General features: G+C 57.9%; 12 protein-coding genes, 2 tRNA genes and 1 pseudogene. 13 read left to right on the forward strand and 2 right to left on the reverse strand.

The window, feature by feature from the left end; all coding sequences use genetic code 11:
- Positions 1-49 precede the first annotated feature (49 nt).
- The 13 genes from purD (at position 50) to WMO17_RS09550 (ending at position 16,062) form a co-directional block, all read left to right on the forward strand.
- Positions 50-1,354 (forward strand): phosphoribosylamine--glycine ligase, encoded by a 1,305-nt coding sequence (gene purD / locus WMO17_RS09490; RefSeq protein ID WP_349137963.1) that lies wholly within the window; start codon positions 50-52, stop codon positions 1,352-1,354.
- A gap of 183 nt (positions 1,355-1,537) precedes the next feature.
- Complete coding sequence (locus WMO17_RS09495) at positions 1,538-5,230, forward strand: phosphoribosylformylglycinamidine synthase (protein WP_097781585.1); 3,693 nt, start codon at positions 1,538-1,540, stop codon at positions 5,228-5,230.
- Positions 5,231-5,370: 140 nt separating this feature from the next.
- On the forward strand, positions 5,371-6,816 hold the full coding sequence (gene purB, locus WMO17_RS09500; protein ID WP_097775220.1) for an adenylosuccinate lyase: 1,446 nt from the start codon (positions 5,371-5,373) through the stop codon (positions 6,814-6,816).
- Positions 6,817-7,144: 328 nt separating this feature from the next.
- Positions 7,145-7,846 (forward strand): pseudouridine synthase, encoded by a 702-nt coding sequence (locus WMO17_RS09505; RefSeq protein WP_154259105.1) that lies wholly within the window; start codon positions 7,145-7,147, stop codon positions 7,844-7,846.
- Positions 7,847-8,110: 264 nt separating this feature from the next.
- Positions 8,111-9,196 (forward strand): PucR family transcriptional regulator, encoded by a 1,086-nt coding sequence (locus WMO17_RS09510; protein WP_005944450.1) that lies wholly within the window; start codon positions 8,111-8,113, stop codon positions 9,194-9,196.
- 108 nt (positions 9,197-9,304) lie between these two features.
- On the forward strand, positions 9,305-10,072 hold the full coding sequence (ftsE, locus tag WMO17_RS09515; protein ID WP_097781588.1) for a cell division ATP-binding protein FtsE: 768 nt from the start codon (positions 9,305-9,307) through the stop codon (positions 10,070-10,072).
- On the forward strand, positions 10,069-10,977 hold the full coding sequence (locus WMO17_RS09520; protein ID WP_120020906.1) for a cell division protein FtsX: 909 nt from the start codon (positions 10,069-10,071) through the stop codon (positions 10,975-10,977). Before ftsE ends, WMO17_RS09520 begins: the two co-directional genes overlap by 4 nt.
- A gap of 16 nt (positions 10,978-10,993) precedes the next feature.
- Positions 10,994-12,310 carry a murein hydrolase activator EnvC family protein gene (locus WMO17_RS09525; RefSeq protein ID WP_349137964.1) on the forward strand — a complete coding sequence of 439 codons (1,317 nt, stop codon included), beginning with the start codon at positions 10,994-10,996 and terminating at the stop codon, positions 12,308-12,310.
- 150 nt (positions 12,311-12,460) lie between these two features.
- Complete coding sequence (locus WMO17_RS09530; protein WP_120081165.1) at positions 12,461-13,822, forward strand: S41 family peptidase; 1,362 nt, start codon at positions 12,461-12,463, stop codon at positions 13,820-13,822.
- Positions 13,823-14,165: 343 nt separating this feature from the next.
- Complete coding sequence (gene rsmA, locus WMO17_RS09535) at positions 14,166-15,020, forward strand: 16S rRNA (adenine(1518)-N(6)/adenine(1519)-N(6))-dimethyltransferase RsmA (protein ID WP_044954033.1); 855 nt, start codon at positions 14,166-14,168, stop codon at positions 15,018-15,020.
- A gap of 324 nt (positions 15,021-15,344) precedes the next feature.
- Positions 15,345-15,419: transfer RNA gene (locus WMO17_RS09540), tRNA-Thr, on the forward strand.
- A 154-nt stretch (positions 15,420-15,573) separates the two neighbouring features.
- Positions 15,574-15,658: transfer RNA gene (locus tag WMO17_RS09545), tRNA-Tyr, on the forward strand.
- A 152-nt stretch (positions 15,659-15,810) separates the two neighbouring features.
- Complete coding sequence (locus tag WMO17_RS09550; RefSeq protein WP_349137965.1) at positions 15,811-16,062, forward strand: DUF6061 family protein; 252 nt, start codon at positions 15,811-15,813, stop codon at positions 16,060-16,062.
- A gap of 99 nt (positions 16,063-16,161) precedes the next feature.
- On the opposite strand, the gene WMO17_RS09555 is transcribed toward WMO17_RS09550, so the two are convergent.
- Complete coding sequence (locus WMO17_RS09555) at positions 16,162-16,338, reverse strand: hypothetical protein (protein ID WP_223387700.1); 177 nt, start codon at positions 16,336-16,338, stop codon at positions 16,162-16,164.
- 17 nt (positions 16,339-16,355) lie between these two features.
- Positions 16,356-16,562 (reverse strand): annotated as a pseudogene (locus tag WMO17_RS09560) (plasmid recombination protein); the annotation flags it as partial.

The following is a 16,562-nucleotide window of genomic DNA, read 5'->3' on the forward strand; positions in this document are numbered from 1 at the left end:
GGTCCTCGGAGAAACTTCCGCCGTGCCGATGCATAGAGAAGGTGCAATTATGAAGAAAAAAATTCTGGTTGTCGGCGGCGGCGGCCGTGAGCACGCCATCATCAAGGCACTAAAAAAAAGCCCTGACTGCGGCGAGATCTGGTGCGCACCCGGCAACGGCGGCATCAGCTATGACGCAAAGTGCAAAAACATCAAGTCTACCGATGTGGACACCATGGTGGGCTTTGCCGTAGAAGAAAAGTTCGATTACGTTGTGGTGGCGCAGGACGACCCGCTGGCTCTGGGCATGGTGGATGCGCTGGCAGCAGTGGGCATCCCGGCCTTTGGCCCGGATAAGGCCGCTGCCCGCATCGAGGCCTCCAAGGTGTTCTCCAAGGACCTGATGAAGAAATACGGCATCCCCACCGCAAAGTACGAGACCTTTGACGACCCCGCCAAGGTCATGGAGTACATCAAGGCCGAGGGCAAGTACCCGGTGGTCATCAAGGCCGACGGTCTGGCACTGGGCAAGGGCGTGCTGATCTGCGAAAACGAGCAGCAGGCTGCGGACGGCGTGAAGGAAATCATGCTGGATAAGAAATTCGGCGCATCCGGCAACCATGTGGTGGTGGAGGAATTCCTCACCGGTCCCGAGGTCAGTGTGCTGAGCTTTACGGACGGCAAGGTGGTCAAGCCCATGGTGTCCAGCATGGACCACAAGCGTGCCAACGACCACGACACCGGCCTGAACACCGGCGGCATGGGCACCATTGCTCCCAACCCCTACTACACCCCGGAAGTGGCCGCTGAGTGCATGGAGAAAATTTTCCTGCCCACCATCAAGGCCATGAATGCCGAGGGCTGCCCCTTCAAGGGCTGCCTCTACTTCGGCCTGATGCTCACCCCGGACGGCCCGAAGGTCATCGAATACAACTGCCGCTTTGGTGACCCGGAAACGCAGGTGGTGCTGCCCCTGCTGGAAGGCGACCTGCTGCACATCATGCAGGCCTGCACCAACGGCACGCTGGAAAACGAGGAGGTCAAGTTCTCGGACGGTGCTGCCGCCTGCGTCATTCTGGCTTCCGGCGGCTACCCGGTGGCTTACGAGAAGGGCAAGCCCATCACAGGCCTTGTGGACGGCCAGCTGCCCGGCGAGGAGAATGTGACGGTCTACCACTCCGGCACCGCCATCACCGAGGACGGCACCCTTGTCACGGCCGGCGGCCGTGTGCTGGGTGTCACCGCCACCGGCCCGCGGCTGACCAATGCGCTGAGCCATGCCTATGAGGCGACAGAGAAGATCAGCTTTGAAAAGCTGCACAAGCGCAGCGATATCGGCCTGCGAGCCCTGAAGGCGCTGGCAGAGAAGGAATAAATGGCTCGCCCTCTCAGGCCGCTTCGCGTCCAGCTCTCCCAAAGGGAGAGCCCTTGGCAAAACCATGAACTTTGCGTGGACTGCCAAGGCCTCCCACTTTGGGGGAGGTGGCAGCGCGTGAGCGCTGACGGAGAGGGCGAGGACGCTAGATAAATTTTAGAATCATAAGGGGGAACCTACCCAATGGTCTATCGTATTTATGTGGAAAAAAAGCCCGGCTTTGATGTGGAAGCCACCGGCCTGAAAAATGAGCTGACCAGCCTGCTGGGCATCCAGTCGCTTACCGGTCTGCGTCTGCTGAACCGCTACGATGTGGAAGGCATCGACGAAGAACTGTTCAACCAGTGTGCAAACACCGTGTTCAGTGAGCCGCCGGTGGATAACACCTATGCCGAGCTGCCCGCCAGCGACGGCGTGTCCTTTGCAGTGGAGTATCTGCCTGGCCAGTTCGACCAGCGCGCCGACTCCGCTGCTGAGTGCATCCAGCTCATCAGTCAGGGCGAGCGCCCGCTGGTGCGCTCTGCCCGCGTCTATCTGCTGGAAGGCACCCTGACCGACGAGCAGGTGGCCGAGATCAAGAAATACGTCATCAACCCGGTGGAGGCCCGCGAGGCTTCGCTGGACACCAAGCAGACCCTGAAAATGGAGTACCCCGTGCCCGCCCCGGTCAAGGTGCTGGAGGGCTTTAACCAGCTGGACGAAGAGCAGCTGAAAAAGTTCATTGCGGACAACGGCCTTGCCATGGATCTTGGCGATATCGAGTTCTGCCAGAAGTATTTCCGCTCGGAGCACCGTGACCCCACCATCACCGAGATCAAGATGATCGACACCTACTGGTCCGATCACTGCCGCCACACCACCTTCGGCACCATTCTGGACGATGTGCAGATCGACGATGCCGTGGTGCAGAAGGCCTTTGACCGCTACATGGCCATGCGCGCCGATCTGGGCCGCGAGAACAAGCCCCGCTGCATGATGGACCTTGCCACCATCGGTGCCAAGGAACTGAAGAAGCAGGGCATCCTGAAAAATCTGGACGAGTCCGACGAGATCAACGCCTGCACCGTCAAGATCAAGTGCGATGTGAACGGTAAGGATGAGGACTGGCTGTTCCTGTTCAAGAACGAGACCCACAACCACCCCACCGAGATCGAGCCCTTCGGTGGTGCGGCTACCTGCATCGGCGGTGCCATCCGTGACCCGCTGTCCGGCCGCAGCTACGTCTATCAGGCCATGCGCGTTACCGGCGCAGGCGACCCGCTCAAGCCGGTCAGTGAGACGTTGCCCGGCAAGCTGCCCCAGCGCAAACTGGTGACCACCGCAGCTGCCGGCTATTCCTCCTACGGCAACCAGATCGGTCTTGCTACCGGTCAGGTGGACGAGATCTATCACCCCGGCTATGTGGCAAAGCGCATGGAGATCGGTGCCGTTGTAGGCGCTACCCCCGCTTCCCACGTCCGCCGCGAGTGCCCCGCCCCCGGCGATGTCATCGTTCTGCTGGGCGGCCGCACCGGCCGTGATGGTGTGGGCGGTGCTACCGGCTCCTCCAAGGCCCACAAGCTGGACAGCCTTGAGCACTGCGGTGCCGAGGTGCAGAAGGGCAATGCTCCCATCGAGCGCAAGCTGCAGCGCCTGTTCCGCCGCGAGGATGCCTGCAGGATGATCAAGCGCTGCAACGACTTTGGCGCAGGCGGTGTGTCCGTTGCCATCGGTGAGCTGGCCGACGGTCTGTACATCGACCTGAACAAGGTCACCAAGAAGTACGAGGGTCTGGACGGCACCGAGCTGGCCATCAGCGAGAGCCAGGAGCGCATGGCTGTGGCGCTGGCCCCCGAGGACGTGGATAAGTTCATTGCTCTCGCCAACGAAGAGAACCTTGAGGCCACTCCTGTGGCAAAGGTGACGGCTGAGCCCCGCCTGAACATGGTGTGGAACGGCATGTCCATTGTGAACATCAGCCGCGAGTTCCTGAACTCCAACGGTGCCGAGAAGCACCAGAAGGTCCATGTGGAAAAAGCCACGGTCTGGCAGCCCCAGTGGGAGGGCCTGACCTTCAGCCAGAAGATGAAGAACATGGTGGGCGATTTGAACATCTGCAGCAAGAAGGGCCTGTCTGAGCGGTTCGACTCCACCATTGGTGCCGCCACCGTGCTCATGCCCTTTGGCGGTGCCTATCAGCTGACCCCGCAGAACGCCATGGTGGCAAAGCTGCCGGTGGACGGCGAGACCAGCACCTGCTCCGGCATGGCATGGGGCTTCAACCCCTTCCTGATGAGCGCAGACCAGTACAAGGGCGCTCAGATGGCTGTCATCGAGAGCGTTACCAAGCTGGTGGCCTCCGGCTTCCGCTATGAGGATGCTTACCTCACCTTCCAGGAATATTTCGAGCGTCTGGGCACCGCCCCGGAGCGCTGGGGCAAGCCGCTGGCCGCTCTGCTGGGTGCACTGGATGCTCAGATGGGTCTGGGCATTGCATCCATCGGCGGCAAGGACAGCATGTCCGGCTCCTTTGAAAAGCTGGATGTACCTCCCACGCTGGTCTCCTTTGCCACTGCCATCGGCAAGGCAAACAAGGTGGTGTCCACCGAATTCAAGAAGCCGGAGAGCACGGTGGTGCTCATCCGGCCCATCATCGACCCCGAGACCGGCTGCCCCAACTTCTTCTCCCTGAAGGCCAACTACAAGATGGTGGAGGACATGGTCGAAGAGGGCATGGTGGCATCCGCCTGCTCTGTGGGCTACGGCGGCATTGCCGAGGCTCTGTTCAAGATGGGCCTTGGCAACCACATTGGCTTCAAGATGCGTGCGGATAAGACCACCCATGAGATGTTCCAGCCCATGTATGGCTCCATCGTTCTGGAAATGGTGTCCGATTCGCCCGCCGGTGAGATCCTGGGCGAGACCACCAAGGAATACGTCTTTGAAGCCTGCGGCGAAAAGCTGGATATGGCCCAGCTGCAGGAGATCTGGGAAGGCAAGCTGGAGCCGGTGTACCCCTACCGCAAGGCAGGCCCCACCGTGGAAAAGATCAACGGCAAGCTGACCGCACCCGCCGCACCCAAGATCGGTGTGGCAAAGCCCAAGGTCATCATTCCGGTGTTCCCGGGCACCAACTGCGAGTACGACACCGCCAAGGCCTTTGCCCGCGCCGGTGCCGACCCGGAGATCCTGGTCATCCGCAACCTGACCCCCGCCGACGTGGCCGAGAGCTGCAAGGCGCTGGTCAAGGCCATCGATAACAGCCAGATCGTCATGCTGCCCGGCGGCTTCTCCGGCGGCGACGAGCCGGATGGCAGTGCAAAGTTCATTGCATCCTTCTTCCGCAACCCGGAAGTCACCGAGGCGGTGCGCCGTCTGCTGCAGCAGCGCGACGGCCTGATGCTGGGCATCTGCAACGGCTTCCAGGCCCTCATCAAGCTGGGTCTGGTCCCCTACGGCGATATCCGCCCCATCACCGCTTACGATCCCACCCTGACCTTCAACACCATCGGCCGCCACCAGAGCATGCTGGTGCGCACCCGCATTGCATCCACCGGCAGTCCGTGGCTGTCCAAGTGCGAGGTGGGCGAACAGTTCACCGTTGCCATCAGCCACGGCGAGGGCCGCTTCGTGGCTCCGCAGGAGGTGCTGGACACCCTCATGAAGAATGGCCAGATCGCCACCCAGTATGTGGACATCGAGGGCAATCCCACCATGGATCAGCGCTATAACCCCAACGGCTCTGTGCTGGCGATCGAAGGCATCACCAGCCCGGATGGTCGTGTGTTCGGCAAGATGGGCCACTCGGAGCGCAGCGGCGAGTACCTGTACAAGAACGTTACCGGTGACAAATATCAGCCGATCTTTGAGGGCGGCGTGGACTATTTCAAGATTTGATGGTAGAATAGAGAAAAACTCCTTCCATCATCGCTGATGCGATGCCACCCCCCTCGGAGAGGGAGGCTGAAAGGCCCCCTCCCCGAGGGGGCTGTCGCCGGAAGGCGACTGGGGGAGTCACTTTCAGGAGGAAACAATCAATGTCTCAGCATGATCGTTATATCAGCCCCTTTTCCACCCGCTATTCCTCGGACGAGATGCAGTATATCTTCTCGGACGATAACAAGTTCCGCACATGGCGCCGCCTGTGGGTGGCGCTGGCCCGGGCCGAAATGGAGCAGGGCCTGACCAACATCACCCCCGATATGGTGGCTGAGCTGGAAGCCCATGTGGACGATATCAACTATGAAGTGGCCATCGAGCGCGAAAAGCTGGTGCGCCACGACGTGATGAGCCATGTGTACGCCTACGGCCAGCAGTGCCCCAAGGCTGCCGGCATCATCCATCTGGGTGCCACCAGCTGCTATGTGGGCGACAACACCGACATCATCGTGATGCGTCAGGGTCTGGAACTGGTGCGCAAAAAGCTGATCGGTGTGTTGGCAAAGCTGGGCCGCTTCGCCGAGGAATACAAGGACATGCCCTGCATGGCCTACACTCACTGCCAGCCCGCTCAGCCCACCACTGTGGGCAAGCGCGCCACCCTGTGGGCCAACGAGCTGGTGATGGACCTGCAGGAGATCGACCACCGTCTTGCTGTTCTGCAGCTGCGCGGTGTCAAGGGTACCACCGGCACGCAGGCTTCCTTTATGGAGCTGTTCAAAGGCGATGCCGATAAGATCCGCGCCGTGGATGCTTCCATCGCCAAGGAGATGGGCTTTGCGCCCGAAGCGGTCATCCCCGTGTCCGGCCAGACCTACAGCCGCAAGGTGGATGCCTTCATCCTGAACGCCCTTGCCGGCATTGGCCAGAGCTGCATGAAGTTTGCCACCGACCTGCGACTGCTGGCTAACTTCAAGGAGATGGAAGAGCCGTTTGAAAAGAACCAGATCGGTTCCTCCGCCATGCCTTACAAGCGCAACCCCATGCGCTGCGAGCGTATCTGCGCGCTGAGCCGCTACCTGATGGTAGATGTGCTGAACCCCAGCTTCACCACCGGCACCCAGTGGTTTGAGCGCACGCTGGACGACAGCGCCAACAAGCGTGTCGCCATGGCTGAGGGCTTCCTTGCCACTGACGCTATCCTGAACATCATGCTCAACGTCACCGACGGCATCGTGGTGTATCCCAAGGTGGTGCGCAGCCGTCTGATGGCAGAGCTGCCCTTCATGGCCAGCGAGAACATCATGATGCAGGCTGTGGAAAAGGGCGGCAACCGTCAGGAGCTGCACGAGCGTCTGCGCCAGCACGCCATCGCCGCCGGCAAGCAGGTCAAGGAAGAGGGCCTGCCCAACGATATGGTGGACCGTATTGCTGCCGACCCTGCCTTTGGCCTGACCCGCGAGGAGATCGTGGCGGGCCTTGTGCCGGAGAACTTTGTGGGCCGTGCACCGCAGCAGGTGGAGGAGTTCATCGCCAATGTGCTCAAGCCCATCTTCGATGCCAACCCCGACGCCGTGGAGCAGCACGCATCTTTGAGTGTTTGATTTTAAATGCTCTCCGCTTACGCTCTGAGCATAAACAGCGGAAGTTACAGTTTGTTTTGCAAGAAGGAGAAGCCTGCGGGCTTCTCCTTCTTGCTTTTTCACGAAAAGGGCCGGAAAGAAAAACTCCTTCAGCTGCACTTCGTGCGTCAGCCGTTCCCCTTTTTGTCACCTTTCGGTGACATCTTCCCCCGGCCGGGGGAAGATGTCACGCAAGTGACAAAAAGGGAAACAGTGGCATTGCGCAGCGATGACGGAAGGAGTTCTCTTGCGCAAATCATTTTATCATGTTACACTAAAACTCCAAACCTATGTAAAAGGAGAACCGCGTATGCGATTGGATAAATACTTAGCCGAGACGGCCCAGTGCACCCGCAGCGAGGCTAAGGCGCTGCTTTCCAAAGGGCGGGTGCAGGTGAACGGTGCTGTCTGCAAAAAAGGGGACACCCAGCTCAAAGAAAGTGACACTGTGGCTGTGGATGGCAGGGCGCTCAGCTATCAGCAGTTCGTGTACATCATGCTCAACAAGCCCGAGGACGTGGTGAGCGCTTCCACGGACAAGCGTGACACTACCGTGGTCGATCTGGTGGGGGATGCCTATCCCCGGCGGCAGCTGTTCCCGGCGGGAAGGCTGGACAAGACCAGCACTGGCTTTGTGCTGCTGACCGATGACGGCACCTTTGCCCACGACATCCTTGCTCCAAAGCGCCACGTCTCCAAGACCTACACCGTGGTGTTGGATACGCCGCTGACCGAGCAGATGCGCACCGGCTTTGCGGCGGGCGTGACCCTTGCCGACGGCACCGCACTTTCGCCTGCGGAGGTCACAGCCCTTTCGGCCGACGGTCTGACCGTGCGGGTGGTGCTCAAGCAGGGCGTATACCACCAGATCAAGCGGATGTTCGGCGTGTACGGCGCAGGTGTGAACGGCCTGCACCGGGATGCCATCGGCGGCCTTGCACTCGACCCGGCCCTTGCACCGGGCCAGTGGCGGGAGCTTTCTGCCGAAGAAGTGTCAAAAATTTCCAGCTGACAGGGTCGGCTTTTCACCCGAATTTCAAAAAAGCAACACATTTTTCCGGTAGAATAGGGGGCAGAACCACGCAAAAAGGCACTTTTTTGGTTCAGAATGGCCCCTAAAGATAATATTCACAAGAAAAAACTATCTTTTTTGTTGAAATATGTTGCAAAAGTAAATTCTTTTGTGTAAAATATAAAATGTAATGCAGCTAAATTGTTAAAAATCACGACCGGCTGCCGCTGCGGTTTGCACAAACGAGGAAAAGGGGTATCCATTATGGCCAATAGAGTATTTCAAAGCGTGATCTACCAGATGAAAGACGCGATCAACCGGGTGGTCGGCGTGGTGGATGAGACCGGCGCTGTTATTTCCTGCTCGGAACTGAACCTGATCGGCGAAGTGCGCGAGGGTTTCATGGCGGAGCGTCTGACCGCAGGCGACCGCTTTGTGCGCGATGGCTACACCTATCAGCAGTTCTCCAGCGCCAAGCATAATGATTATGCAGTATTCGTGGAAGGCGTGGACGAGACGGCTGGTCAGTTTGCCGCCATGCTGTCTATCAGCCTGCAGAGCATCAAGCAGTACCACGACGAAAAGTTTGATAAGTCCAATTTTATCAAGAATGTGGTGCTGGATAACATCCTGCCCGGCGATATCTATGCCAAGGCCCGTGAGCTGCACTTTGCCACCGATGTTTCCCGCGTGGTGTTCATCGTGCGTGTTACCAGCGGCGGCGATATCTCCGCCTACGATGTGGTCAGCAGCCTGTTCCCCGACAAGCAGAAGGACTTTGTGTTCAATATCAGCGAGACGGATACCGTGCTGGTCAAGGAGATCCGCAAGGGCATCGACCGCACCGATATGGAAAAGCTGGCTGCCAGCATCGTGGATACCCTGTCCGGCGAGCATTACATCAAGGCTGTGGTGGGCATCGGCACCCCCATCTCCAACGTGAAGGATCTGGCTACCTCCTTTAAGGAAGCACAGATTGCCATGGAAGTGAGCAAGGTGTTCGACACCGAAAAGCAGATCATCCGCTACGATAATCTGGGCATTGCACGCCTGATCTATCAGCTGCCCACCACCGTGTGCGAGATGTTCCTGCGCGAGGTGTTCAAGCAGGGCAGCATCGAAAGCCTGGATCAGGAGACCCTGTTCACCATCCAGCGCTTCTTCGAGAATAACCTGAATGTGTCTGAAACCAGCCGCGGCCTGTTTGTGCACCGCAACACGCTGGTGTATCGTCTGGAAAAGATCAAAAAGCTGACTGGCCTGGATCTGCGTGAGTTCGACGATGCTATCGTCTTTAAGGTAGCACTGATGGTCAAGAAGTACCTGTCCAACAATCCGGCCAAATACTAATAAGCTGCAGGCTCTGCCTGCAGTGCAGAACCGGCCGCTCGAAACCGATGCTGGCCGGTTCTTTTTGCTGTGAAAACAGATTTTAATGTCAGGAGCTAATATTACCCTATGATCGATTTAGAACACGTTTCCAAGGAATATAAACGGGGCGGACCGCTGGCACTGGACGATATCAACCTCCATGTGGACGACGGCGAGTTCGTGTTCCTGCTGGGCCATTCCGGCGCAGGCAAATCCACCCTGCTCAAGCTGCTGCTGCGCGAAGAGCTGCCCAGTGAGGGCAAGGTGACCGTTCTGGGCAAGGATGTTGCCAGCCTGCACCGCCATCAGGTGCCGTATCTGCGCCGTCAGATGGGCATTATCTTTCAGGATTTCCGGCTGATCCCCACCATGACTGTGTACGAAAACATCGCCTTTGCCATGCATGTGACCAACGTCAAGCGCCGGGAGATCAGCGACCGTGTGGAGTACATGCTGGAGCTGGTGCATCTGGAGGATAAGGCCAAGGCCTATCCGGACACCCTTTCCGGCGGTGAACAGCAGCGCGTGGCTGTGGCCCGCGCCCTTGCCCACGGCCCCAAGCTGGTCATTGCGGACGAGCCCACCGGCAACATCGACCCGGAATTGAGCCTGGAAATGATGGAGCTGCTGGAGCGGGTGAGCGAAACGGGCATCACCGTGGTGGTCGTTACCCATGAGCACGAGCTGGTGCGCCAGTTCCACCAGCGCGTCGTCACCCTGAAAAAGGGCCGCATCATTTCGGATGTGCCTGCCGACAAGGAAGCCATCCGCGCACGCGCAGAGCGCAAAGAACGCCTGTTCGAGACCGAGCTGGAACCTGCTGACACCGCAGAAAAGGAGGCGGCCACCGTATGATGAGACCTTCTACCTTCTTTTTTCTGATCCGGCGCGGCATCCGCAATCTGGGCAAGCACTGGGCCATGACCTTTGTGTGCATCCTGTCCCTCAGTGTCTGTATGACCCTGAACACCTTTGCAAGCCTTGCCGAGGTGAACGTGGACAGCATGGTGAATTATCTGGGCAGCCAGAACGAGACCGTGGTCTATCTGGACCCGGAGTGTGATGATGCCACTGCGCAGGCCGTGGGCGAAAAGCTGGCGGCAATGCCCGGCGTGACCAATGTGCAGTTCGTCTCCAAGCAGGACGTGCTGAACACCTACCGCAATTACATGGAAGATTACTCCTCCCTGTGGGATGAGTTTGAAAATGACAACCCCTTCAAGGCCAACTACCGCGTTTCCATCGCGGATCTGAGCCAGATGGAGAGCATGAGCAAGCAGATGCAGGCCATTCAGGGCGTGTACAGCGTTACCGCCCCGGTGGAAATGACCAACGTCTTTGTGCAGGTGCAGCGCTCTGTTACCAAAGTGGGCCGCGGCATCGTGCTGGTGCTGATGGTCGTCAGCATCATCACGGTGGGCAGCACCATCCGCCTGAGCGTGTTTGCGCGCCGCCGCGAAATTGAGATCATGAAGTACGTGGGCGCCACCAACGGTCTGGTCACTCTGCCCTTCGTTGTGGAAGGTCTGGCCATGGGTCTGATCTCCGGCGTGCTCACTGCAGCGATCAGTCTGGGCGGCTACTCCTACATGGTGCAGGCTTCCGACGGTCTGGGTGGCGTGTGGGAAATGATCATGGGTCAGGCACTGGTGCCGGTGAGCGCCGTCTGGTCCACTATCATCCCGTACAGCCTCATCGGCGGTGCCGTTGTGGGTGGTCTGGGCAGTATGTTCTCCATCCGCAAGCACCTGAACGTGTGATCGAAAGGAGCCGCACATGAAAAAAGCACTTCATGCAAAGCCCTTCCGGCTGCAGATGCCCGGCCATACGCCGCGCCATGCACGGCCGGAGCCTGCCCGCAGCAAGCTGCTGCGCGGCGTGAGTCTGTGCCTGGCGGCGGTATGCCTTGCGGCAAGCGTCAGCTTCCAGCCGGCCACGGCAGCCACCAGCATGGCCAGCCTGCAGAACAAGCTGAACAGCCTTTCCAAATCCATCGACCAGCACAAGAAGGAGCTTTCGGACGCAAAGAAAAAGGAAGTTGCTGCAAAAGCGCTGGAAAGTGAGCTAAAGGAGCGCGTGGGCGTCATTCAGTCTCAGATCAGCGTGCTGAGCACCCAGATCGCTGCTGTGCAGAACAACATTGGCCAGACCGAGCAGAAAATCACCGCCAAGGAAGGCGAGATCACCCAGAAGCAGGCCGAGATCGACAGCCAGTGGGGCGATTTTAAAAAGCACATGGCTGCCATGCAGGAGCTGCGCGACGGCGGCAGTGTGGCCATGCTGAGCGCAGTGAACGACCTGTATGAGCTGCTCACCTTCAACGAGGTCATGCAGGATATCTCCATTAAAGATACCGAGATCATGGACAACATGAAGGCCGCCAAGAGCGCTCTGGAAGCAGATAAGGTGGAGCTGGAAGCCCAGCGCAAGGAGCTGACGAGCCAGAAGGCGGAGCTGGATACCCAGAACTACCAGATGAAGGCAAAGCAGAGCGAGCTGAACAGCAGCATTTCTGCGGCGCAGCTTTCTGCACAGGATGCCCAGAAGGCCCAGCAGACGGCACAGGCCGCTATTGAATCGGACGAGCTGAACTATGAGGCCGTCAAGAAAGAGATCCAAAAGCTGATCGCGGCCGCTGCATCCAGCAAGCCGCAGCTGAGCTTTACCGGCTTTGCCTGCCCGCTGAAGAGCTATACCCGCATTTCCAGTGAGTACGGCTGGCGCAAGAACCCGGTGTCCGGCGTGAACAGACTGCATGCCGGCATTGATCTGGCTGCGCCGGGCGGTACCCCCATCTACGCAGCCGCAAGCGGCTATGTGCAGGTGGCGGGCTGGTCCAGCGGCGGCTATGGCAACTATGTCATCATCTACCACGGAAGCATGTCGGACGGCAACGCCTACAGTACCTTGTACGGCCACATGAGGTCGGTCGCCACCAGCGCAGGCAAGTATGTCAAGCAGGGCGAGTTGATCGGCTACGTTGGCTCTACCGGCAACTCTACCGGCAACCATCTGCATCTGGAGGTCTGGAAGGGCGGCAAAAAGGCCAATGCGGTCAATCCGCGCGGTTATATCCCGTTCCCGCACAACTGAGTGTGTTTATAAGGAGTCTGGTATTCTATGAACGAACAAAAACACAAGCGCTGGCTGCGTATCGGCTGCCTTGTTCTGGCAGGCGTGTTTGCACTCTCGCTGCTGAGCAGTGTGATCATGATGCTGCTGTATTAACAGGGAGGGGCAAGCATGAACCGTAAAATCTCTGTGGGCATGGCTGTCACCATTGTGATCCTTGCCATGACCGTGACCTTTTCCATTACCATGCTCATTGCCATGCGTCTGTTTGACAGCACGGTGAGCAGCGTGAAGGAAAAGGAGAGCATGTACAACAAAGTGGCCGAGGTGGACCGCTATGTGCGCAGCAACGACTACTACACCATTGATGAAACGGTGCTATACGACCGCCTGACCGCAGGCTATCTGCTGGGTACCGGCGACAAGTACGCCCGTTACTACACCGCCAACGCCTACACCGAGCTGATGAACCAGCAGAGCGGCAAGGTGATGGGCATTGGCGTGGAACTTGGCATGGACCAGACCGGCTATGCCAGAGTGACCAGGGTGTATGAGGACTCGCCTGCGCAGGAAGCCGGTATCGTGGTGGGCGATTACATCACTGCTATTGACGGCACCGATGTGAAGAGCCTTTCCGGGGTGGATGCCGTGCAGTCCCGCCTGCAGGGCGAAGCCGGCACCATCGTCAATGTTACATGGCTCGACAGCAAGGCTGCTTCCCGGACAACGGACCTGACCCACTCCGGCTACACCAGCACCACCGTGGACTACCAGATGCTGGACAGCGTGGGTTACATCAAGATCCGCCAGTTCGACGGCAGCACGCCCAGCGAGCTGGACTATGCCATCCGGTCTCTCACTACCAGCGGTGCCCAGAGCCTTGTGTTCGACCTGCGCGATAACGGCGGCGGCGTGTTGGATGATGCCATCAGCTGCATCGACCTGATCGCCCCGGAAGGCACTGTGGCCTATGCCGAGGATAAGAACGGAAACCGCACCATCATTGGCAGCAGCGACGATGAGAGCAAGGTGGAGCTGCCCATCGTCTGTCTGGTCAACGGCAACACCGCCAGCGCAGCAGAGCTGTTTGCTGCCAGCCTGCGCACCATGAACGGCGCACGTCTGGTGGGCACCACCACCATGGGCAAGGGAACCATCCAGAGCAGCCCGCAGCGCCTTTCGGATGGCAGCGCCGTGAGCATCACGGTGGCAAAGCTCATCTGCGGCGACGGCTCCTGCTTTGATGGCACCGGCCTGAGCGTGGATGTGGAGCGTGCCCTCAGTGCCGAAGAGACCACGAATTTCTACGATTATACCCCCGAGGATGACCCGCAGATCCAGCGTGCGGTCAGCGCAGCACAGCAGCTGAGCGGTACCACGACTCTGGGCGGTGTCAACGAAGCAGCTTCTTCGGCTGCTGCTTCCGAAGAAGCCGACAGCGCTGCCACTGAGCCGGAGAACGCTTCCTCTGAGGAAACGGCTTCCTCCACCGAAGCAGAAGCCGGCGGTGAAGCAGCATCCAGCGCAGAATAAAGGGTAAAACCGGCAGAAATGCTGCATGGGCTTCTTCTTGTAAAAAGGAACCCGGTTTATTGCGGTGCTGTTTGCCGTACGCATGTTCCTTTCTTGAAACGGCTTTTGATCGCGCCCGTAGGGCGCGGTGATGCTGCCTGCCGTATCGACTCCTCACGTGAAAAGGCGTTTTGGAGCGCCCCGCAGCGCTCCCGTTTACCGTACCGACCCCTTCTCGTGAAAATGCAACCCAGCCAGACCCGCAGGTCTGGCTGGGTTGCCATATTATAATAATATTTCCGCTGAATATGCCCAAAGCGACGCGGAGGGCATTCAAATCGTACTATGAAAAAGGATGGAATCTATGCCCGAACTGACCGACCTCTCGGTGATCCGCGCCCTGTGTGAAAAATACGATTTTGCACTCTCCAAGGGTTTTGGACAGAACTTTATCATCAACCCGGGCCTGCCGCCCAAGATCGTGGATGCCAGTGGCGTGGATAAGCGCTATGGTGTCATTGAGATCGGCCCCGGCATCGGTGTGCTGACCCGGGAACTGGCAAAGCGCGCCGCCAAGGTGGTGTCCATTGAAGTGGACGAACGCCTGCCGCCGCTGCTGGCCGAAACGATGGCCGGAGTGGACAATTTTAAACTGGTATTACAGGATGTACTGAAAGTTGACCTGAAGGCTCTTATTGCGGAAGAGTTCCCCGGTATGCCGGTGGCTGTGTGCGCCAACCTGCCCTACTACATCACCAGTCCCATTGTCATGAAGCTGCTGGGCGACCGCCTGCCCATTGAAAGCCTGACCGTCATGGTACAGAAGGAAGCTGCCGACCGTCTGGCTGCTGCGCCCGGCACCCGTGCATCCAGCGCCATCAGCTGCGCGGTGAGCTACTATGCCACCTCCAAAATGATGTTCACCGCTGCGCCCGGCAGTTTTTACCCGGCTCCCAAGGTGACCAGCGCCGTGGTGCGCATGGAGATCCGTCCGCAGCCCGCTGTGCAGGTGGAGGACGAAGAAGGCTATTTTGCGCTGGTGCGTGCCGCCTTCGGACAGCGCCGCAAAACGGCTGCAAACGCCATTGCCAGCGGCCTGGGAATGCCCAAGGACGCGGTGACAGCCGCCATTGAAGCCGCCGGTTTTGATGCCCGCATCCGCCCGGAAGCCCTCACACTGGAGGATTTTGCAAAGATCCAGCAGGCCCTTGCCCGCTGAAGTAGCCCGCTGCTCAAAAAAGAATACAACAGACTTTGAACCCCACAGGAGCCGTCCGCGGTTCCTGTGGGGTTTTTATGATAATAGAATCGAATGGTTCGATTTTATTATCGATGTATTGCGTTGAAAATTCCTGGTATCAAAACGTGATACAACAGAAAAGAATGCTAAAAGCAGACGAAAGTATGAACTGATGGCAATGGCACCTCATTTGTTAAACGGTATAGTATACTGCTTGGGGAATGGGTTGTTTTTTTGCGCGCCAAGAAGATATTGACAAGCCGCGCGTTTTTTGGTATTCTATCAAAAGACCGCTTGGTCCATGCTGGTGTGGCGCAATGGCAGCGCAACTGATTTGTAATCAGTGGGTTGCAGGTTCAACTCCTGTCACCAGCTCCAAAAAGCCGCTCAGGAACGTTGATTTCTGGGCGGCTTTTGCTTTTGTGTTTTTGCTTTCGGCACAAAAATCCAAAAATTCCGCAAAAGATGTTGACAAACTACCATCCGGGTGGTAATATATACAGGCAATCCATGGACTGCAAAAACTGAATATGGGCGTGTTCCCGAGTGGCCAATGGGGACAGACTGTAAATCTGCTGCTTTCAGCTTCGGTGGTTCGAATCCACCCGCGCCCACCAAACAAGAAAAATCCGAACCTGTTTCCGATTGGAGAAGGGTTCGGATTTTTCGTTTTCTTCGGGTACAACAATGAAGGCTCCCGTGGACGGCGCAAACCTCCGATGCCTTGTCGTAGACCGTAAGCCAATAACAAGATTTGGAGGGTATGATTATGAAGTACGATGAAAGAGCCTGCAAGTTTAATATGGACACCGGCTGCGTGGAACTGCTGCTCCGAGGTGGGAGAAAAATTTCCATTGACTGCACCGGGGTCGAAGAGGCTCTGGATGTTACCATGGCACAGCGAACGGAACTGGACTATCTCATCTATAACGACCCGCTGGGCTATGCGGACTTGATTTTGAATGGCGACCCAGAGGAATATTTGAAGAATGTAGCAGGGAGCCATGGGTTAGAAGATTAAGGACAAAAAATAAGAGTTGTGTCCAACTGGACACAACTCGGTGAGATACATCTATATAAGGCAGGGCGTTCCCTCTTTACTGGGAGCGTCCTGCTGTTTTTATGCGGCAACAGGCAAGGCTTGCAGAGCTTCCTGCTCTTTCAGCCATTCCTCATATTCACGCTGGCCTTCCTCACTGTTGAAAAACTCAACCATGGAGGGATAAAAGCAACGCGCAAGGGTCTTGATTGCTTCATCCGGGTAGCCGGATTTGTTCGACTTCTTCTTTTTGTTCAAATGGTATCCTCCGAAAATCAAAGTTCCATATCCTGCCCACGCTTGCGGTTTCGCTGCGGCACATTCATGGTGCGCTCCTGCTTGGGGGCAAGAATCTTTTCCAGAAAGCCGCGCACCAGTTCGGGCGCACGGTGGAGAGCATCCAGATAGGGTTTCACGTCGTACCACAGGTCGTGGTACTTGTTGCTCCAACGAACGGCCTCTTTCTTGGCGGTGGAAAGTTC

Origin of the sequence: Faecalibacterium faecis (genome assembly GCF_040096475.1) — a bacterium.
In the GTDB taxonomy this organism is placed as follows: domain Bacteria; phylum Bacillota; class Clostridia; order Oscillospirales; family Ruminococcaceae; genus Faecalibacterium; species Faecalibacterium taiwanense.